The organism is Janthinobacterium sp. GL_088, from assembly GCF_057837845.1.
On sequence record NZ_CM174453.1, the window covers coordinates 1367454 to 1385381 of the forward strand.

Here is a 17928-nt window from a genome sequence, read left to right on the forward strand (position 1 = left end):
TTCCGATCATGCAAGCGGTGATGATAGCGCCCCGTTCCTGTCTCCATTATATGCGCGTGCTGATAGCGGCTATCGCTGCACCAGCGCCTTGGCGGCCGCGCTGACCTGGTCGCGCAGCCATTTGTGCTCGGGCGCCTGGTGCACGCGCTGGTGCCACAACTGGTAAAAGCGCATGGGCGGGAATTTCAGAGGCACGGTATACGTTTTCAGCGGCAGGGTCTTTTCATAGAAACGCATGAATTGCCGGCCCGTGGTGAGTACCAGGTCCGTCTGCGTCAGCATGTAGGGGATCAGGCCGAAGTACGCCGATTCCACCACCACGTTGCGCTGCAGATTTTGCCGTTCGAGGAAGGAGTCGATCACGCCGTGGTAGCCGGGCATCATCTGCGACGGCGCCACGTGGGGCAGGCTCAGATAGTCGTCGAGGGTCATGGCGTCGCTGGCCGTGCGGCGCGCATAGGCGTTTTCCGCATGCATGGCGCAGATGATCGGGTCTTCGAACAGCTTCGAAATGTGCAGGTGGGCGGGCGGCTCGTCCCAGTTGGCGATCACCAGGTCCAGGCCCCCATCGGAGAGTTGGCGGATATGGTCGATGCCCGGCCCCAGGCTATGCAGCACGACGCGGCTTTTCGGTGAACCGCGGCGCAGCAGGGCCACCACATTGGGCAGGAACTGGCTATCCAGGTAGTCGGGCGCGGCGATATGGAAGGTGCGCGCCTCTTCCTGCGCCACGAACGGCGTCTTCTTGACGAACAGGCTTTCCGTCTGGTCGAGGATGCGCTTGGCCGGATTGAGCAGGCTTTCGCCATGCTGGGTCGGCACCATGCCGCGCGCGCCGCGCACGAGCAGCGGGTCGCCCGTCAGTTCGCGCAGCTTGCGCAGCGAGGCGGAAATCGAAGGCTGCGGCTGATTGAGTTTGAGTGCCACGCGCGAGACATTCTTTTCCACCAGTAGCAGGTAGAGGATGCGGATCAGGTGCAGGTCGAGGTGTTGCGGCAGGCTGGACATGTGGCGGCGGCTTTGTTGTATATCGATTTGAATATGTCAAATATACGATATTTTTCATGTGATGGGCGGTAAATCCGTTTATCTTGTGTAGATTGGCACGAATATTGGTTCGGTCTGACTAGAGGAAATTTATGGAAGTATTTGCCTACCTGATCCCGTACGGCCTTGAGTGGCTGAACCTGATCGTCCGCTGGCTGCACGTCATCACGGGCATCGCCTGGATCGGTGCTTCCTTTTATTTTGTCTGGCTCGACAACTCGATCCGCCCGCCCGCGCCCGGCTCCGAGCTGGCGAAGAAGGGCGTGTCGGGAGAACTGTGGGCCGTGCATGGCGGCGGTTTCTACAACCCGCAAAAATACCTGGTGGCGCCCGCCGAATTGCCGAAGGAACTGCACTGGTTCAAGTGGGAAGCGTATTCGACGTGGCTGTCCGGTTTTGCGCTGCTGACCATCGCGTATTACTTCAATGCGCAGGCCATGATGATCGACAAGGCCGTGGCCGATATCTCCAGCGGGCAGGCCGTCGGCATCGGCATCGCCACCCTCGTCATCGGCTGGACCGTGTACGACCTGCTGTGCAGGTCAAAATTGGCGCAGTATGAATTGTGGTTCGGCGTGACGGTGTTCGCGCTGATCGTCGGCGCCGCCTACGTGCTCACGCATTTGCTCAGCGGGCGCGCTGCCTACATCCACGTGGGCGCCATGATTGGCACCATCATGGTGGCCAATGTGCTGATGCTGATCATTCCCGGCCAGCGCAAGATGGTCGAGGCCATGGCGGCCGGCAAGCTGCCCGATCCCAAGCACGGCTTGAAGGCCAAGCAGCGCAGCGTGCATAACAATTATTTTACGTTACCGGTGCTGTTCATCATGATCAGCAACCATTACGCGATGACTTACCGCAACGACCACGCGTGGCTGGTGCTGGCACTGATCATGGCGGCCGGCGTCTTCATCCGCCACTTCTTCAACCTGCGCCACAAGGGAAGAGTCGAGTGGCGCTATCCGGCCATCGGCGTGGCACTGCTGCTGGCCGTGGCTATCGCCATCGCGCCGAAAGCACCGGTGGCCGTGGCGGCCGCGCCGGCGGTGGATCCTGTCGCGCAGTTCAAGAGCGTGCATGCCATCATCGCCCAGCGCTGCGCCACCTGCCATTCGGCCCAGCCCACGCAAGCTGGTTTTGCCACGGCGCCGGCCGGCATGATGCTCGATAATGAAACCCAAATCCGCCAGCACGCGGCGCAAATCTACAAGCAGGCCATTGAATTGAAGGCCATGCCGATCGGGAACCTGACGAATATGACGGAGGCTGAGCGCAGTGAACTTGGCGCCTGGCTGCAACAGACCATGCAAGGAAAAAAATGACTACGCACGCAGAAAAAATCACGGCCTGGATCGACGAGCACTTCGACGAGGAAGTCGCCTTTTTACAGCAGGTGGTGCAGCAGCCGACGGATACGCCGCCCGGCAATAACGCGCCGCATGCGGATCTGGTGGCCCAATTGCTGCAGGCATATGGCTGGCACGCTGAAAAGCACGCTGTGCCTGCCGACCAGGTCGAGGCCTACGGCATGCAGAGCATCACCAATCTGATCGTGCGCCGGCCTTATGGTGCAGGCGGGCCGACCGTGGCCCTGAATGCGCATGGCGACGTGGTGCCGCCCGGCGACAACTGGACGTATCCGCCGTATGGCGGCCAGATCGACGGCGGCTATATCTACGGCCGCGCGACGGCCGTGTCGAAGGGCGATTTCGCCACCTATGTGTTTGCCGCGCGCGCCCTGGAGGCGCTGGGTATCCCACTCAAAGGCCAGCTGGAACTGCATTTTACGTACGACGAGGAATTCGGCGGCTTGCTGGGACCGGGCTGGCTGCTGGAACAGCAGCTGACGAAGCCCGATTTCGTCATCGCCGCCGGTTTCAGCTACGGTATCGTCACGGCGCACAACGCCTGCCTGCAGCTGGAAATCACCGTGCACGGCAAGTCCGGCCACGGCTCCATGCCGGAGACGGGGCACGACGCGCTGCAGGCGGCCAACAAGATACTCAATGCGATCTATGGACAGCTGCCGGAGCTGAAAAAGATCAAATCGAAAGTGGTCGGCATCGACTCGCCCACCATGCTGGTGGGGCGCATCGACGGCGGCACGAATACCAATGTGGTGCCGGGCAAGGTCGTCATGAAGATGGATCGCCGCATGATTCCGGAAGAAGATCCGGTGGCGGTGGAAGCGCAGGTGCGCGCGCTGATCGAGGACGCCGTGCACGGCGAGCCGGGCATCCGCATCGAGATCCGCCGCCTGCTGCTGTCGCACGCGCTGCGCCCCTTGCCCGGTTCCGAGCAGCTGGTCGGCAGTCTGCAAAGGAATGCGCAGGCGATTCTGGGCGAGACGATTCCCGCCGTCGGCACGCCCCTGTATGCGGATGCGCGCCTGTATGGCGAGCGGGGCATCCCCGCCGTGCTGTATGGCGCCGGCCCGCGCACGGTGCCAGAATCGAATGCGAAGAAGGCCGATGAACGCCTGGCATTGGACGACTTGCGCAAGGCCAGCAAGATCGTCGCCCTGACCTTGCTGGACTTCCTGGCGGAGAAATAGGACGGGGCGCTTTGGCTTACAATGGGGCGACCACACCTTATGTGAAGAAGAGCGCCATTGAATACCCGTTTTCTCGAAGCGTTTGTCTGGGCTGCACGGTTGGGCAGTTTTCGCACGGCGGCCGACAAGCTGCACATCACGCAGGCGGCCATTTCCAATCGCATCGCCTCGCTGGAGCAGGATTTCGGCACGCGTTTGTTCGACCGCGACGCGCGTGAAATCCGCCTGACCTTCGCCGGGCGTAACCTGCTCGTGTACGCCGAGCGCATGCTGGAACTGTGCCGCGACATGTACGCAGCCAATTCCTCGCCCGCGCTGATCACGGGCGAAGTGCGCATCGGGGTCATCGAAACCATCGTGCATACCTGGCTGATCCCGTTCCTGCAGCGCGTGCAGGAGCGCTATCCGGGCATCGAAATTCAATTGACGTCGGAATCGACGCGCCGCCTGCACGAACAGCTGCAACAGGGCGAGCTCGATATTGCGCTGCAGACGGACATGCTGACGGGCGACCATATCCGCAGTACGGGCAGCGGCGCCATCGCCATGGGCTGGGCCGGCAGGGCTGCCGACTGGCCCGACACGGGCAAGCCCTTCACGGTGGCGCAACTGGCGCAGCACCCGATCATCACCATGAACCGGGGCTCGCAGCCGCATTCCGCCTTGAAGGCGTTGTGCCAGGATGAGGGCGTGCAGTTGGGCCGCGTCCACTGCGTCAGCTCGATCTCCGCCATCGTGCGCCTGGTCAAAGCGGGTTTCGGCATCGCCGTGCTGCCGCTGGCGCCCCTGCGCGAGGAAATCGAGCAGGGCCACATTGCCCTGATTCCCTGCACCAGCAGCCTTGCGCCGCAGCGCATCGTCATCAGCTACAGTGAAGACCTCACGACGGAAGCGATCCAGTTGGTGGCCATGCTGGCGTGCGAGGAGGCGGCCAGGTTCACTCTGGGACTGGGTGAGGAATATGGCGCCGGTGTTCGGGCGTGACAATTAAATTGCTGTTATAAGTTGCTGCCACCTCGGCGATCCACAAGAAAAACTTATCAGTCGCGTTCAGAATAACCCGTTTGCCAAGTGATGGCGCGCCACCTATTCTGGGTTGGCACACCATCCATAACGCAGAACGGAACCATCATGACGACGTCCCCCACCTTGCCAGGCATCCTGTTTGTCTGGACCAGCGCCGACCCCGAACACGAACGCGATTTCAACCGCTGGTACGACCGCGAACACGTGGAAGAGCGCGTGCGCATTCCCGGCTTTGTCAGCGGTACGCGCTACCAGAGTGTGCGCGGTCCCCGCAAGTACCTGGGCCTGTACCGCACCGATTCGCTGGGCGCCTTCCAGACTACTGACTACTTCAAGGCTTTCGGCCAGCAGACGCCATGGTCGGTGACGAACTTGCAGCGTATGGTCGATCCGATGCGCCGCGTCTGCGCCATCGAGGCGGAAACGGGCATGGGCACGGGCGCCTGGCTGGCCGTGCTGCGCCTGGGCGCGCCCGCCATTGGCCAGGATGCGCAAGCCGTGGCAGGCTTGGCGACGCTGGGAACAAAGCTGTTGCAGATCGACGGCGTCATTGCCACGCGCCTGCTGACACCTGACGCGAAGCTGTCCGGCCCCCTGCCTGCGGAGCAGAAGGAGGGCCGCGTGCTCGATCCGATTTTCCTGATCGACGCCTCGTCGGAAAGCGCCGCCGCGGCGGCCGCCGATGCCGCCAGCGCGGCGCTGGGCCTTGATGGCGCCGAGGCAGCCATCCTGCAACTGTCCTGGCAACTGCGCGAGGCCGACCTGCACGCGGCCTGACATTGCCGCGCGCATCTTGCCGGCACGGATAACACGAGACACGGGCCACGGCGCAGGGCAAAGCATCCTGCGCCGGGCCTGCAATAAAACTGACGAGAGAGGTAGGCAATGAGCACATATACGAACGCTGCGCATCCGGCGGCCCAGGCACCGGGCGAGAAGGCTACGACGGCCAAGACGGGCCGCCTGGCCACGGCCAGCATGGTCGGAACGACCCTGGAATGGTATGACTTCACCGTCTACAACACCATGGCCGCACTGATCTTCAACCACCTGTTCTTTCCCTCGTTCGACCCGCTGACGGGCACCATCCTGGCCTTTTCCACGTATGCCGTCGGCTATATCTCGCGTCCCATCGGCGGCGTGATCTTCGGTCACCTGGGCGACAAGCTGGGACGTCGCTGGGTGCTGGTGGTGACCCTGATGCTGATGGGCGTGACAACGGGCCTGATGGGCCTCTTGCCGACTTATGCGACGGCCGGCATCTGGAGCCCGGTCCTGCTGGTGGCGCTGCGCTTCGTGCAGGGCATCGCGCTCGGCGGCGAATGGGCGGGCGCCGTGCTGATCTCCGTCGAACACGGCGCGCCGGACAAGCGGGGCCGCAACGCTTCGTGGACGCAGGTGGGTCCCTCGTTTGGCACCTTGCTGGCGACCGGCTGCATTGGCCTGATCACCTACCTGCTGCCGCATGAAGCATTCATGGACTGGGGCTGGCGCATGCCATTCATCGCCAGCCTGCTGCTGGTGGCGTTCGGCATGTGGATACGCAGCGGCATCGAGGAAACTCCGCTGTTCAAGGAACTCGATCAGCAGGATGCGAAGGCGGAAGCGCCGATCGGTGACGTGCTGCGCCTCTATTGGCGCCGTTTGCTGATCGCCGGCGGCGTGCGCATCGGCTCGGACGTGCTGTATGCACTGGTGGTGGTGTTCACCCTGACGTACGTGACGACGGTGCTGCACCTGTCGTCGACGCTGGCACTGACCGCCATCATGATCGGCACGGCCTGCAATGCATTGGCGGTGCCCGTGTTTGGCGCGCTGTCGGACAAGATCGGCCGCCGTCCCGTGTATGCGCTGGGCGCCATCCTGGGTCTCGTGTGGGCGTTTGCCTTCTTTACCTTGTTAGACACGGCCAGCCCGGCCGCCATCGTCACGGCCGTCGTCGTGGGCCTGGTCATCCACGCCATCATGTACGGTCCGCAGGCCGCCTTCGTCATCGAGCAGTTCCCTACCAAGGTACGCTATGCGGGGTCTTCGCTGGCCTACACCCTGGCCGGCGTCATCGGCGGCGGTTTCGCGCCGCTCGTCATCGCCAGCCTGTATCGCTCGTACAACAGCACCATGGCCGTCTCGCTGTATGTGGCGGCCGCCTTGCTGATCACCGGCGCCGCCGTCTTTGCGGCCAGAGAAACGGGCCGCGGCCCCCTTGAGGAATAAGAAAATCATGACCACCCATACCTTCAACCTGGCCGGCCACGGCCCCGTCACCTTCGACATCGATCACCTCATCATCGCCGGCTGGACGGGCCGCGACATGGCGATGGTGGAGCACCATATCGCCGAACTGGAAGCCATCGGCGTGGCGCGTCCGAAAAGCGTGCCGACGTTTTACCGGGTCTCTGCGGCCCTGCTCTCCAGCGACGCCGCCATCGAAGTGCCGGGCAGCGATTCGTCCGGCGAGGCGGAATTCGTGCTGTTTTCCACGGCATACGGCCTGCTGGTGGGCATCGGCTCCGATCATACGGACCGCAAGGTGGAAAGCTATGGCGTGACGGTGTCCAAGCAGATGTGCGGCAAGCCCGTAGGCGACACCCTGTGGCGCTATGCCGACGTGGCCGGCCACTGGGACCAGTTGCAGATGCGCTCCTGGCGCGAGCGCGCCGGCGTGCCGGCCCTGTACCAGGATGGTCCCGTGACGCGCATGCTGTCGCCGGAGGACCTGATCTTGCGCTACACGGGGCAGGCGACCCTGCCGGTGGGCAGCGCCATGTTCTGCGGCACGCAGCCCATCATCGGCGAAATGGGCCATGGCGACGCCTTCGAACTGGAGCTGTATGATCCAGCTTTGCAGCGCCGCCTGCAGCACCGCTATGCCGTGCAAACCCTGCCCGTGGAAGGATAAATGCAATGACCAAGACCATCCGTGAACTGGCCGCCGACCTGGCCGCCGGCCGCATCACCAGCGTGGAACTGACGCAACGCATGCTGGCACGCGCCGAGGCGCATCAGGCGCAGGGCGGCCATGCCTATGTCAGCCTTGATGGAGAGCAGGCGCTGGCCGAGGCCCGTGCCAGTGATGCGGCACGCGCCGCAGGCCTGGTGCCTTCGCCACTGGCCGGCGTGCCCATCTCTATCAAGGATCTGTTTGACGTCAGGGGGCAGGTCAGCAGCGCCACCTCGCTGGCGCTGGCTGACGCCCCGCCCGCCGCTGCCGATGCGCTTGCCGTGGCGCGCCTGCGCGCGGCCGGCGCCATCCTGCTGGGCCGCACCAACATGAGCGAATTCGCGTTTTCCGGCCTGGGATTGAATCCCCATTACGGCACGCCGCGCAATCCGCACGACCGCGAACGGGTCGCGGGCGGCTCCACCTCGGGCGGTGCCGTGACGGTGGCGTTGGCGATGGCGGCCGGTGCGCTGGGCACGGACACGGGCGGCTCGATCCGCATCCCGTCCGCCTTTTGCGGCCTGACGGGTTTCAAGCCGACGGCGGCTTCCGTGTCGCTGGCCGGCACGGTGCCTCTGTCGCGCTCCCTCGATTCGGCCGGCCCCATCGCACACAGCGTCGACTGCTGCGCCATGTTGTACGCGGCCTTGTCGGGCAATGACATCGGCGCGCAGGCGCCAGCACTGAAAGGCTTGCGCTTCGGCTTTACCCTTGACTACGTCGGCACGCATGTGGCGCCGCAGGTGCAGCAGGCTTTCGATGCCGCGCTGGACAAACTGCGGCAAGCCGGGGCCCTGGTGGAGCAGTTCGACTTTCCCGAATTGCTGGAGCTACCGACGATCAATGGCGGCGGTGGACTGGTGGCGGCGGAAGCCTGGCACTGGCACAGGGCGCTGCTGGAAGAGAAGGGCGCGCAATACGACCAGCGCGTGGCGGCGCGCATCCGCCGTGGCCAGCAGCAGGGCGCGGCTGACTACATCGACTTGCTCGATGCGCGCGCGCGCCTGATCGCCATCGCGAAGCAGCGTCTGGCGCCATTCGACTCCTGGCTGATGCCCAGCGTGGCGATTCTCGCGCCGGAAGTCGCGCCGCTGGAAGCGGATGACGCCACCTTCTTTGCCACGAATGGCCTGGTGCTGCGCAACGCCAGCGTGATCAACTTCCTCGACGGCTGCGCGCTGTCGCTGCCATGCCATGCAGAGGGTGAGCTGCCCGTGGGCCTGGGCATCTGCGGCCTGGCGGGCGCCGACGATCGGGTACTGCAAATCGGCCGCGCCGTGGAGGCGCTGTTGCGGGGGAGTGAAAAAGAATAGTGCCGTAGTGCAGGAAAATGCCAACTCTGTCATGATGGCTGGTATTAACATGGGAAAGTCGCGCTTCGGGCGCCGGCAAACTTCATACTGTGCACCGATACGACCTGATTAGCTGTCATGACTGCGGCGTGCTGTACCGCAAACGTCCGCTGCGTCCACGCGAAAAGGCGCGCTGCATCCGTTGCCGCTCGGTGCTATACCGGGGCGCGCACGCGCGCGGCGCATCGGCCGAATTGACCAAGGTGGTGGCACTGACCCTGGGCGCCGCCTTTGTCTTCCTGATCGCCCAGTTTTTCCCCATCGTCGAACTCGACGTCAATGGTCTCACTTCCAGCGCCACCTTGCTCGGTTCCATCCGCGTGCTGTGGTCCGAGCAGATGCACATCGTCGCGACGATGGTCTTCCTGTTTACCATCCTCTTTCCCGCCATCGAACTCGGTTCCCTGCTGTATGTGGCTCTGGGCCTGCGCGGCGGCGTCAAGGTACCGGGCTTCAACCGCGTGCTGCGCGCCGTGCAGACGGCGCGCGAGTGGGGCATGACGGAGGTGCTGATGATTGGCATCCTGATCACCGTCGTCAAGATGACCAGCCTGGCCACGGTGCTGCCGCAACCGGGCTTGTTCGCGTTTGGCGCGCTGACCCTGATGCTGGCCATCGTCGTCTCGTTCGACCCCAAGGCCCTGTGGAACCTGGGCGACGACCTGACCCGCCAAGCGCTGCCCGGCATCCGCTACAAGGCCTTCGCACCGGGCGAGAAAGTGTTGCCCTGCCATGCCTGCGGGCTGGTGGCACCGCCCCGGAGCAAGGGCAAGCACCTGGCGTGCGTGCGCTGCGGCACGGCCCTGCACGTGCGCAAACCGGACAGCATCAACCGCACTTGGGCCCTGCTGATCGCCGCCATGATCCTCTACATTCCCGCCAACCTGCTGCCCGTGATGGTGACGCAATCGCTGTTCGGCGCGCAGGACGACACCATCATGAGCGGTGTGGTGCTGTTCTGGACCAGCGGCTCGAAAGGCCTGGCCATCATCATTTTCATCGCCAGCGTGGTCGTGCCGATGCTGAAACTGGGCGTGCTGGCGCTGCTGGCGTTTACGGCGCAGCGGCGCTCGCGGTGGCGGCCGCGCCAGCGCACCATCTTGTACCGCATGGTCGAATTCATCGGCCGCTGGTCCATGCTCGACATCTTTGTCGTCACCCTGACGGTGGCGCTGGTGCGCTTCAAGTCGCTGGCCGTGATCACGGCCGGCCCCGGCGCGCTGGCCTTTGGCGCCGTGGTGGTGCTGACCATGCTGGCGGCGATGCAGTTCGACCCGCGCCTGATCTGGGACCCCGTCGACGACAAGGCGGCCGAGGATGAAAAACGCAGCAGTGCAGCAAATACCGGAAACAATACAGTGATTGGAGAACAGCATGGCTGACAAAGAAACGGGCGACCTTGCCGAAACCGGCGCGCGGCCTCTGCCCGAACCCGATGTGGATCCGGCCAGCCGCTGGCTGCCGTCGCTGGTATGGCTCATTCCGCTGCTGGCCGCGCTGATCGGCGCCGGCCTGGCCGCCAAGTCCATCCTCGACCAGGGACCCACGGTGACGGTCAGCTTCAAGAGCGCCGAAGGACTGGAGCCGGGCAAGACCAAGGTCAAATACAAGGATGTCGATATCGGCCAGGTGCGCGCCATCACTCTGGGCGAGGACTTGAGCAAGGTGCTGGTCACGATCGACATGAGCAAGGAAGCGCGCCGGTTCGCCACCGCCGATTCGCGCTTCTGGGTGGTGCGCCCGCAGATCGGCGCCAGCGGCGTGACGGGCCTGGGCACCTTGCTGTCGGGTGCCTACATCGGCGTCGATACGGGCAAGTCGGAAGCCAAAAAGGAGAATTTCCTCGGCATGGAGAGTCCGCCCGCCGTGGCCGGTGACCAGAAGGGCAAGCTGTACACCCTGCATGCGGACAGTCTCGGCTCCGTCGACGTGGGCTCGCCCCTGTTCTTCCACCGCCTGCGCGTGGGCAAGGTGGTCAGCTTCGCGCTGGACAAGGATGGCAACGGCATCACCATGTCCGTCTTCGTGAATGCGCCGTACGACCAGTTCGTCGGCAAGAATGCGCGCTGGTGGCATGCCAGCGGCGTCGACGTGCGCTTGGATTCCAACGGCTTCAAATTGAATACGCAGTCGCTGGCGGCGATGCTGGTGGGCGGCATTGCCTTCGAGGCGGAAAATGGCCGCAAGCCGGAGGAGCCGGCGCCGGCCAATACCAATTTCCGCCTGGCGGCCGACGAGGCCAGCGCCATGCGCGAACCCGATGGCGAGGCGATCACCACCGTGTTCTATTTCGACCAGTCGCTGCGCGGCTTGCAGCCTGGCGCCACGGTGGACTTCCGCGGGATCGTGCTGGGCGAGGTGCGTTCGGTGGGCATCGAGTTCGATCCTGTGAAGAAGAACTTCCGCATGCCCGTCACCGTCAATCTGTATCCGGCTCGCCTGGGCATGCGCTTCAAGGCCGCTGTCGACGATGAGGAAGGCTCGGCCGGTCACCAGCTGCTCGAACGCATGGTCAGCCGTGGCTTGCGCGCGCAGCTACGCACGGGCAACCTGCTGACCAGCCAGTTGTATATCGCGCTGGACTTCTTCCCGAAAGCGCCGAAGGTGACGCTGGAGTTGAACAAGTATCCGCTGGAAGTGCCGACCGTGCCGAATACCCTCGATGAACTGCAGACGCAGATCGCCAGCATCGCCCGCAAGCTGGACCAGGTGCCGTACGCGGAAATCGGCAGCAACCTGAACGCCACGATCAAGCAAGCCAATACCCTGTTCAAGCAGCTCGATGGCCAGGTGGTGCCGGAGATGCGCGATACCCTGACGGCGGCGAAACAGACCTTCGGTACGGCCGAACAGGTGCTGCAAAAGGATTCGCCGCTGCAGTCGGACGTGCGCCAGGCCTTGCAGCAGTTGACGCAAACCCTGCAATCGCTGAACGCGCTGTCGGACTACCTGGAACGTCATCCCGAGTCCTTGATCCGCGGTAAAAAAGGAGATGAAAAAAAATGATGAAGCCAATTTTTTCCGCGCTGCTGGCGGCCAGCCTGCTGGGCGCCTGCTCCACGCCACGGCCCGAGCATTTCTATACGCTCAGTGGCGGCGCCGACGCGCAGCCGGCCAAACCCGTCAAATACTATGTCGAGGTGCTGGCCGTCAGCGTGCCGCAGCAGGTGAGCCGCAACCAGTTTGTTGTGACGGCGCCATCGGGCCGCATCGAATTGCTGGAGCAGCAGCGCTGGGCGGGGCCGCTGGCCGGCGAGATCGGCCAGGCCCTGTCGACGGCGGTGACGAACGATCTGGGCGCCATCGATGTATTCCGCACGCCGCATCCGGACAACTTGCCCGTGTACCGCATCAGTACCAACGTGCAGCGTTTTGAATCGGTGATGGGACAGTACGCGCTGATCGACGCCGTGTGGAGCGTGCGCCAGCTGGCCAGCAGCAAGGTAGTCACTTGCCGCACGATAGCCAATGAAAAAGTGGGTGCCGGCTACGATGAACTGGTGCTCGGCCATCGCCGCGCCGTGAGCCGCATCGCCGCCGATACGGCGAGCGTGGTGCGCGCTTTTGACAACGGCAACGCCGCCTGTCCGGCCGCCTGAGCCGCTTTCCGCTATCCAGTCCCGGCGGCCGCTGGTAAAATGCGGCCATGGGAATGACCTTGTTCACGCGCCGCTTCGCCGCCTGGATCGCCTGCTTTGCGATCCTGCTGGCGGCGCTCGCGCCATCGATTTCCCAGGCCGTCGCCAACGCCAAGCAGGAGTCCGGCTCCGGCTGGGCCGAAATCTGCTCGGTGGCCGGCATCCGCTTCGTTCAGCTTGTGCAGGCCGATGATGACGGCGCCGCCGACGAAAAATCCGGCGGCAAGGCCATGCAGATGGAGCATTGCGCCTTCTGTTCCACGCATGCGGGTTCCGTCGGCCTGCCGCCGACGAACCCCGTGCTGCCGCTGCCTGTGGCCAGCGGCACGGCCATTTTCCCGGCACTGTACTACCAGTCCCCATCCCCCCTGTTCATCTGGTCCACCGCGCAATCGCGCGCGCCGCCCGCCCTCGTTTAAGTTTTTGCATTTTCAATGTTGGCGCTGTCCACCTTGCGGTGTGACGCGCCGCATCCGCACACTTAAACGAGAATCACATGAACAAGACATTATTGGTGCTGGCCGTCGCCATCACCGTGGCTTACCCCTGCGCGCGGGCGCAGCAAACTGATCAAGCAGACCACGGCATCGACACCGTCGTCGTTTCCGGCTCGCGCGCGCAATCGTGGCTGTCCGAGACGCCGCAGGCCATCGGCGTGGTCAACGCCAAAAACCTGGAACGCGACAAGCCCAAGACCATGGGCGATATCCTCAACCGCATTGCCGGCGTGTACTGGAATGACCTGGGCAACGAGCAGCACAGCATGAGCATCCGCCAGCCCATCGGCACGAATGCCGTCTATCAGTACCTGGAAGACGGCATTCCCATCCGCCCGCTGGGTGTCTTCAACCATAACTCGCTCAACGAGATGAACATGGCGGGCGCCAGCGGCGTGGAAGTGGTGAAGGGCGCCGCATCCTCGCTGTATGGCAGCAATGCCGTCGGTGGCGCCGTCAATTTTCTCACGGCCGGCGCCAGCGCGACGCCGACGGCCAAGGTGGGTGTGCGACGCGATAACGTGGCCGGCTACACCCGCTACGATACGTCCGCCAGCGATACCTGGGCCCCGCTGGGATTGCGCTTTTCCCACTACAGTTCGCGCCGCTCGCGCGACAACTGGCAAGAGTACAGCTATGGCGACAAGGATTCGTTCTCGCTGCGCGCCGACTATGCGCTCAGCCCCACCTCGCAGCTGCGCGCCACCATCGTCCACACGGATCTCGATGCGGCCATGACGGGCAGCCTGTTCGAGAATGATTACCGCAGCAATCCTGGCAAGAGCCTGAACACGTTCACCTACCGCAAGGACAAGACCACGCGCATGAATCTGGCGTGGGAAGGCGCGACGACGGCCAATGGCACGAGCACCGTCACCGTGTTTACGCGCAAGAACGACCATGGGCAGATTCCCGCGTACTCCATCGGCAGCTGCGCGGGCATGCTGTGCAAGGGCGTCATCAACAACAACCACGTCGATTCGCTGGGGCTGGACGTGAAACACCAGCAGGAATTCGCGTGGCTGCGTTCGCGCCTGATTGCCGGCGTGTATGTCGACAAGAGCGACAATCCCTTTGTCAGCGATAACCTGTCCATCGTGCGCGATGCGGCCACGGGCCGCTACCTGCGCTATTCGCTGGCCAATGCGAGCAACCCGCAGGGCGTGCGCGACTACCAGACGGATATCCTCAATACGGCCGTCTTCGCGCAATGGGAATTTACGCCGCTGGCCGGTACGCGCGTGGTGCTGGGCGGGCGCTCGGACGCCATCCGCTACGACTACCATAACAAGCTGGCGCCTGGCGGCAGCGTCAATTACGGTGCGCCCGACGAGTCGCGCAGCTTTTCGCATGTGAGCCCGAAGCTGGGCGCTACCTACGCCATTGGCCATGCGGGCAGCGCGTATGCGAACGTCAGCCAGGGCTTCACGCCGCCCGAGGTGAGCCAACTGTATGGCAAGACGGGCATCGCCGACTTGCAGCCGTCCGTCTACAACAACTATGAACTGGGCTTGCGCTGGGCCTTTTTGCAGGGCCGCTTGAAACTCGACACGGCCCTGTACCGGCTCGACGGGCGCGACACCATCGTCAGCTACACGCTCTCGCCGGGCAACAGCGAAAACCGCAATGCGGGGCGCACGCGCAGCGAAGGCCTGGAGCTGGGCCTGAACTACGACAGCGGCCCGTTCGACGCGCGCTTCGCCACGGCCATCGCGCGCCACCGCTACCTGCGCTACCAGGTGTCGTCCACCCTCGATTACAGCGGCCGCACCATGCCGCAGGCGCCGCGCGACATCACTTCGATCGAGATCGGCTACAAGCCCGTGGCCGGCGCCCGTATCGCGCTCGAAGCCGTGCACCAGGGCCGCTACTGGATGAACAATGCCAACACGGTGGAGTACCAGGGCCACGCCTTGCTGAACCTGCGCGCCAGCTATCAGCTCGCGCGCGGGCTGGAAGCGTGGGCGCAGGTGCGCAACTTGGCAGATAAACGCTATGCCGATTCGGCCAGCAGCAGTTACGCGGGCACGGGCAGCTACGCGGCCAATACGCAGAACCAGTACACGCCCGGCGCGCCGCGCAGCGTGATGCTGGGCCTGGGCTATACCTTCAACGCACTGTGAGGATAGCCATGGACGATCACACCTTTCTTATCGCGCGGCGCAAAAGCCTGTACTGGCGCATCCACTTCTGGGCCGCGCTGATCGCCTCGCCGTTTGCCCTGGTGGCCACCCTGACGGGCATGTTGTATGTGTTCACGCCGCAGATCGAGGCAAGGCTGTACCAGCACCTCGATCATGTGGCGCCGCAGGACTCGATGCTGCCGCTGGACGCCGCCGTGGCGGCAGCGGAGCGGGCCGCGCCGCGCGGCTGGACGGTGCAGCACGTGGTGCCGCCGTTTCAACCGGATGACGCGGTGCAGGTGGCTTTTGCGCCGCCCGGCGGCGCGCAGGATGAACATGCGGGCCATGGCGGACATGCCGCGCCGGCCATGCCGAAGTTTGGCCTGCCCGCGCAAGCCATCATCGTGTATGTGAATCCGTATGACGCGCGCGTGCTGGGCAGCCTGGCCAGCAGCGAGCGCTTTGGCAACTGGGCGAAAAAGCTGCATTCGCGCCTGCTGCAGAATGATGGCTGGCGCTGGATGATCGAGCTGGCGGCCAGCTGGCTGATGGTGATGCTGGTGACGGGTGTGGCCCTGTGGTGGCCGCGCGGCGCGCAATCGGGCTTGCCGAAGCGGGGCGCGCGGGGCCGCAATGGCTGGCGCCAGTGGCATGCTTTTCTTGGCGTGGCGCTCGGCATCGTCAGCGCCGTGATCCTGACGACAGGGCTGACGTGGAGCCAGCAGGCGGGCGGGCGCATCCGCGCGCTGCGCGACGTCAGCGGCCAGGCGCCGCCGCCCGTGCCGCGCGGTCTGCATTCGACCGAGGCGGGCGCGCCGCTCGACTGGCAGGATGCGTGGCAAGTGGCGCGCAGTCATGCGCCCGCCATCGCCGTGCAATTGACGGCGCCGGCCAGCCAGGACGATGTGTGGCGCGCCACCATGGCCGACCGCAGCCAGCCCACCTTGCGCTTCGACCTGCAATTCGATGCCTACAGCGGCAAGCCTTTGTACTATGCAGGGTGGGAGGCGCAGACGGCGTTCGGCAAGGCGACGGCCATCGGCATTCCATTCCACCGCGGCGAATTCGGCTGGTGGAACCAGGCCTTGCTGCTGCTGTTCGGCGCCAGCGTGCTGTTCTCGCTGGTGTCGGGCTGGTTGATGTTTTTCAAGCGGCGCTTGCCTGGCTCGCTGGGCTTGCCCAGGCTGCTACCTGGCGCCTGGACCTCGCCTTCTGCGCTGGCCTGGCTGGTGGCGGCCGGCATGTGCGCGCTGATGCCGCTGCTGCTCGTCTCCGGCGGCATGCTGATGCTGCTCGAGCTGATCCTGGTGCGGCACGGCCGCTGGCGCCGGGCGGCAAGATGACGGGGCACATGGCAAATCGCTTGCTGGGCTAGAATGAAAGGGCGCGGCCAGGCTCGTTGCCATGGGCCGCCCCTTTGCATAGGCTGAACCATGGTATTCATCGACTTTCCCGCTTTGTCCGCACTGGCCGCCGCGTCGGCGCTGGTGACAAAAAAATGCAGCTGCTGCGCCGTCCCGCTGGACGCCTGGCAGCGCCTTCCCACTTCGCTGGAGCTGGACCGCTTTGAAGAAGTCGGCACCCTGCGCGAAGACCCGTACGAGGAACCGACGTTTGCCGAGTACCACCCGCACGGCACGCGCTACGACAGTGCGGATGCACCCATCGCCCCGCGCTACTATCCCGCCAATCTGAGCCAGGTGGCCCGCTGCCTGAACTGCGGCCGTTACTACCTGCGCTACAACGAGGCGGGCGGCTATTTCACGGAACTGCGCATTCGCGCGCTGCGCCCGACATTGCTGGCCGACGCGGCGTAGTCACTGCTACAGGCTTTCCTTGACGTGCGCGATGCCGTGTTCATCGTAGATCGAGTATACGGCGGCGAGGAGGTTTTCCAGTTCCGGCGAGCGGTCCATATGCCGCATGCTGAATAAAATGGGCGAGAACGCATGCTTGTCGTCCAGCTTGCGGTACACGACGTTCCGGTGGTGCATGGCTTGCACGCTTTCCGGCACGATGGAAATACCCTGGCCGGCCGCCACCAGTCCCATGGAAATCTGCAGCTCGCGCACTTCCGTGACGGGGCCTGGCGTGACATTGCCTTCGCTGAACATGGCCAGCACCTGGTCGGCAAAGCTGGGACGGGGTGCTTTCGGATACACGAGCAGGGTTTCGTGCACCAGGTCAGTCAGGCGCAATCCGCCTTCCCCCCTGGCCAGCCGGTGGCCGGGCGGCAGCGCCACCACCAGGCGCTCTTCGCGCAGCAGGATGCGGCGGATACTGGGATCTTCGCTTTTCAATCGTCCGAATCCCACGTCGATGCGGCCTTCCTTCAGGGCCTTCAACTGCTGCACCGTCGTCATTTCATGCAGGCTCACGTCGACTTCGGGATGGCGCTCGCAAAAGCGGTGCACGATGTCGGGCAATTCCCCATACAGGGTCGAGGCGACGAAGCCGATCGACAGCGTGCGTTCCAGCTTGCCCACGCGCTGCGTCATCGCCTGCAGGTCGCGTACCTGATCGAGCAGGGGCCGCGCATGGGCGAGGAAAAACTCGCCCGCTTCCGTCAGCCGCAAGGGCCGTGACCCCTTTTCGATCAGCACCACGCCCAGGATTTCTTCCAGCTGCTGCATCTGTCGGCTCAGCGGCGGCTGCGCGATGTGCAGGCGCGCGGCGGCCCGCGTGAAGTTCCTTTCCTCCGCGACCGCAACGAAGTAGCGCAAGTGCCGTAATTCCATCTTCATACC

The 17928-nt window shown here is 64.3% G+C and carries 16 protein-coding genes; 14 read left to right on the forward strand and 2 right to left on the reverse strand.

Annotation, left to right across the window (positions count from 1 at the left end):
- Positions 1-69 precede the first annotated feature (69 nt).
- Positions 70-1008, reverse strand: a complete 939-nt coding sequence (locus AC3IQ7_RS06170) for a LysR family transcriptional regulator (RefSeq protein WP_034754583.1) — start codon at positions 1006-1008, stop codon at positions 70-72.
- A 131-nt stretch (positions 1009-1139) separates the two neighbouring features.
- Here AC3IQ7_RS06170 and AC3IQ7_RS06175 point away from each other — a divergent pair, with 131 nt between their 5' ends.
- From AC3IQ7_RS06175 to AC3IQ7_RS06240, 14 genes are all read left to right on the forward strand, one after another.
- The gene (locus AC3IQ7_RS06175) at positions 1140-2372 is read left to right on the forward strand and encodes a urate hydroxylase PuuD (protein ID WP_489208623.1); all 1233 of its coding nucleotides are present in this window, start codon (positions 1140-1142) and stop codon (positions 2370-2372) included.
- Positions 2369-3604 carry a M20/M25/M40 family metallo-hydrolase gene (locus AC3IQ7_RS06180; protein WP_489208624.1) on the forward strand — a complete coding sequence of 412 codons (1236 nt, stop codon included), beginning with the start codon at positions 2369-2371 and terminating at the stop codon, positions 3602-3604. Before AC3IQ7_RS06175 ends, AC3IQ7_RS06180 begins: the two co-directional genes overlap by 4 nt.
- 57 nt (positions 3605-3661) lie before the next feature.
- Positions 3662-4588 carry a LysR family transcriptional regulator gene (locus AC3IQ7_RS06185; RefSeq protein WP_099379335.1) on the forward strand — a complete coding sequence of 309 codons (927 nt, stop codon included), beginning with the start codon at positions 3662-3664 and terminating at the stop codon, positions 4586-4588.
- Positions 4589-4735: 147 nt separating this feature from the next.
- Positions 4736-5407, forward strand: a complete 672-nt coding sequence (locus AC3IQ7_RS06190; RefSeq protein WP_099379336.1) for a DUF4286 family protein — start codon at positions 4736-4738, stop codon at positions 5405-5407.
- Positions 5408-5515: 108 nt separating this feature from the next.
- Positions 5516-6844, forward strand: coding sequence for an MFS transporter (locus AC3IQ7_RS06195; protein WP_489208625.1), 1329 nt, complete (start codon positions 5516-5518; stop codon positions 6842-6844).
- Positions 6845-6851: 7 nt separating this feature from the next.
- Positions 6852-7529 (forward strand): DUF2848 domain-containing protein, encoded by a 678-nt coding sequence (locus tag AC3IQ7_RS06200; RefSeq protein ID WP_219311135.1) that lies wholly within the window; start codon positions 6852-6854, stop codon positions 7527-7529.
- A 5-nt stretch (positions 7530-7534) separates the two neighbouring features.
- The gene (locus tag AC3IQ7_RS06205) at positions 7535-8884 is read left to right on the forward strand and encodes an amidase (protein WP_489208626.1); all 1350 of its coding nucleotides are present in this window, start codon (positions 7535-7537) and stop codon (positions 8882-8884) included.
- Between the two features lie 128 nt (positions 8885-9012).
- The gene (locus AC3IQ7_RS06210) at positions 9013-10305 is read left to right on the forward strand and encodes a paraquat-inducible protein A (protein ID WP_489208627.1); all 1293 of its coding nucleotides are present in this window, start codon (positions 9013-9015) and stop codon (positions 10303-10305) included.
- Complete coding sequence (locus AC3IQ7_RS06215) at positions 10298-11929, forward strand: PqiB family protein (protein ID WP_099379341.1); 1632 nt, start codon at positions 10298-10300, stop codon at positions 11927-11929. The genes AC3IQ7_RS06210 and AC3IQ7_RS06215 overlap by 8 nt, the downstream gene beginning before the upstream one ends.
- Positions 11926-12522 carry a PqiC family protein gene (locus AC3IQ7_RS06220; RefSeq protein ID WP_489208628.1) on the forward strand — a complete coding sequence of 199 codons (597 nt, stop codon included), beginning with the start codon at positions 11926-11928 and terminating at the stop codon, positions 12520-12522. The genes AC3IQ7_RS06215 and AC3IQ7_RS06220 overlap by 4 nt, the downstream gene beginning before the upstream one ends.
- Before the next feature lie 47 nt (positions 12523-12569).
- Entirely contained in the window at positions 12570-12980 is a 411-nt protein-coding gene (locus tag AC3IQ7_RS06225) for a DUF2946 domain-containing protein (protein WP_233516250.1), read from the forward strand.
- Positions 12981-13057: 77 nt separating this feature from the next.
- Positions 13058-15181: a TonB-dependent receptor family protein gene (locus AC3IQ7_RS06230; RefSeq protein ID WP_489208629.1), complete on the forward strand. Its 2124-nt coding sequence runs from the start codon at positions 13058-13060 to the stop codon at positions 15179-15181.
- An 8-nt stretch (positions 15182-15189) separates the two neighbouring features.
- Entirely contained in the window at positions 15190-16524 is a 1335-nt protein-coding gene (locus AC3IQ7_RS06235) for a PepSY-associated TM helix domain-containing protein (RefSeq protein ID WP_489208630.1), read from the forward strand.
- A 90-nt stretch (positions 16525-16614) separates the two neighbouring features.
- Positions 16615-16998, forward strand: coding sequence for a hypothetical protein (locus AC3IQ7_RS06240; RefSeq protein ID WP_099379345.1), 384 nt, complete (start codon positions 16615-16617; stop codon positions 16996-16998).
- A 6-nt stretch (positions 16999-17004) separates the two neighbouring features.
- Here the strand turns inward: AC3IQ7_RS06240 and AC3IQ7_RS06245 are convergent, their stop codons facing one another.
- Entirely contained in the window at positions 17005-17919 is a 915-nt protein-coding gene (locus tag AC3IQ7_RS06245) for a LysR family transcriptional regulator (protein ID WP_099379415.1), read from the reverse strand.
- Positions 17920-17928: the final 9 nt, after the last annotated feature.

Bases quoted from the DNA above. Each gene is read 5' to 3' on its own strand.
- AC3IQ7_RS06220 (WP_489208628.1), top strand. From the start codon at position 11,926: ATGATGAAGCCAATTTTTTCCGCGCTGCTGGCGGCCAGCCTGCTGGGC.
- AC3IQ7_RS06195 (WP_489208625.1), top strand. From the start codon at position 5,516: ATGAGCACATATACGAACGCTGCGCATCCGGCGGCCCAGGCACCGGGC.
- AC3IQ7_RS06180 (WP_489208624.1), top strand. From the start codon at position 2,369: ATGACTACGCACGCAGAAAAAATCACGGCCTGGATCGACGAGCACTTC.
- AC3IQ7_RS06235 (WP_489208630.1), top strand. From the start codon at position 15,190: ATGGACGATCACACCTTTCTTATCGCGCGGCGCAAAAGCCTGTACTGG.
- AC3IQ7_RS06205 (WP_489208626.1), top strand. From the start codon at position 7,535: ATGACCAAGACCATCCGTGAACTGGCCGCCGACCTGGCCGCCGGCCGC.
- AC3IQ7_RS06230 (WP_489208629.1), top strand. From the start codon at position 13,058: ATGAACAAGACATTATTGGTGCTGGCCGTCGCCATCACCGTGGCTTAC.
- AC3IQ7_RS06245 (WP_099379415.1), bottom strand. From the start codon at position 17,919: ATGGAATTACGGCACTTGCGCTACTTCGTTGCGGTCGCGGAGGAAAGG.
- AC3IQ7_RS06190 (WP_099379336.1), top strand. From the start codon at position 4,736: ATGACGACGTCCCCCACCTTGCCAGGCATCCTGTTTGTCTGGACCAGC.
- AC3IQ7_RS06240 (WP_099379345.1), top strand. From the start codon at position 16,615: ATGGTATTCATCGACTTTCCCGCTTTGTCCGCACTGGCCGCCGCGTCG.
- AC3IQ7_RS06215 (WP_099379341.1), top strand. From the start codon at position 10,298: ATGGCTGACAAAGAAACGGGCGACCTTGCCGAAACCGGCGCGCGGCCT.
- AC3IQ7_RS06200 (WP_219311135.1), top strand. From the start codon at position 6,852: ATGACCACCCATACCTTCAACCTGGCCGGCCACGGCCCCGTCACCTTC.
- AC3IQ7_RS06175 (WP_489208623.1), top strand. From the start codon at position 1,140: ATGGAAGTATTTGCCTACCTGATCCCGTACGGCCTTGAGTGGCTGAAC.
- AC3IQ7_RS06225 (WP_233516250.1), top strand. From the start codon at position 12,570: ATGGGAATGACCTTGTTCACGCGCCGCTTCGCCGCCTGGATCGCCTGC.
- AC3IQ7_RS06170 (WP_034754583.1), bottom strand. From the start codon at position 1,008: ATGTCCAGCCTGCCGCAACACCTCGACCTGCACCTGATCCGCATCCTC.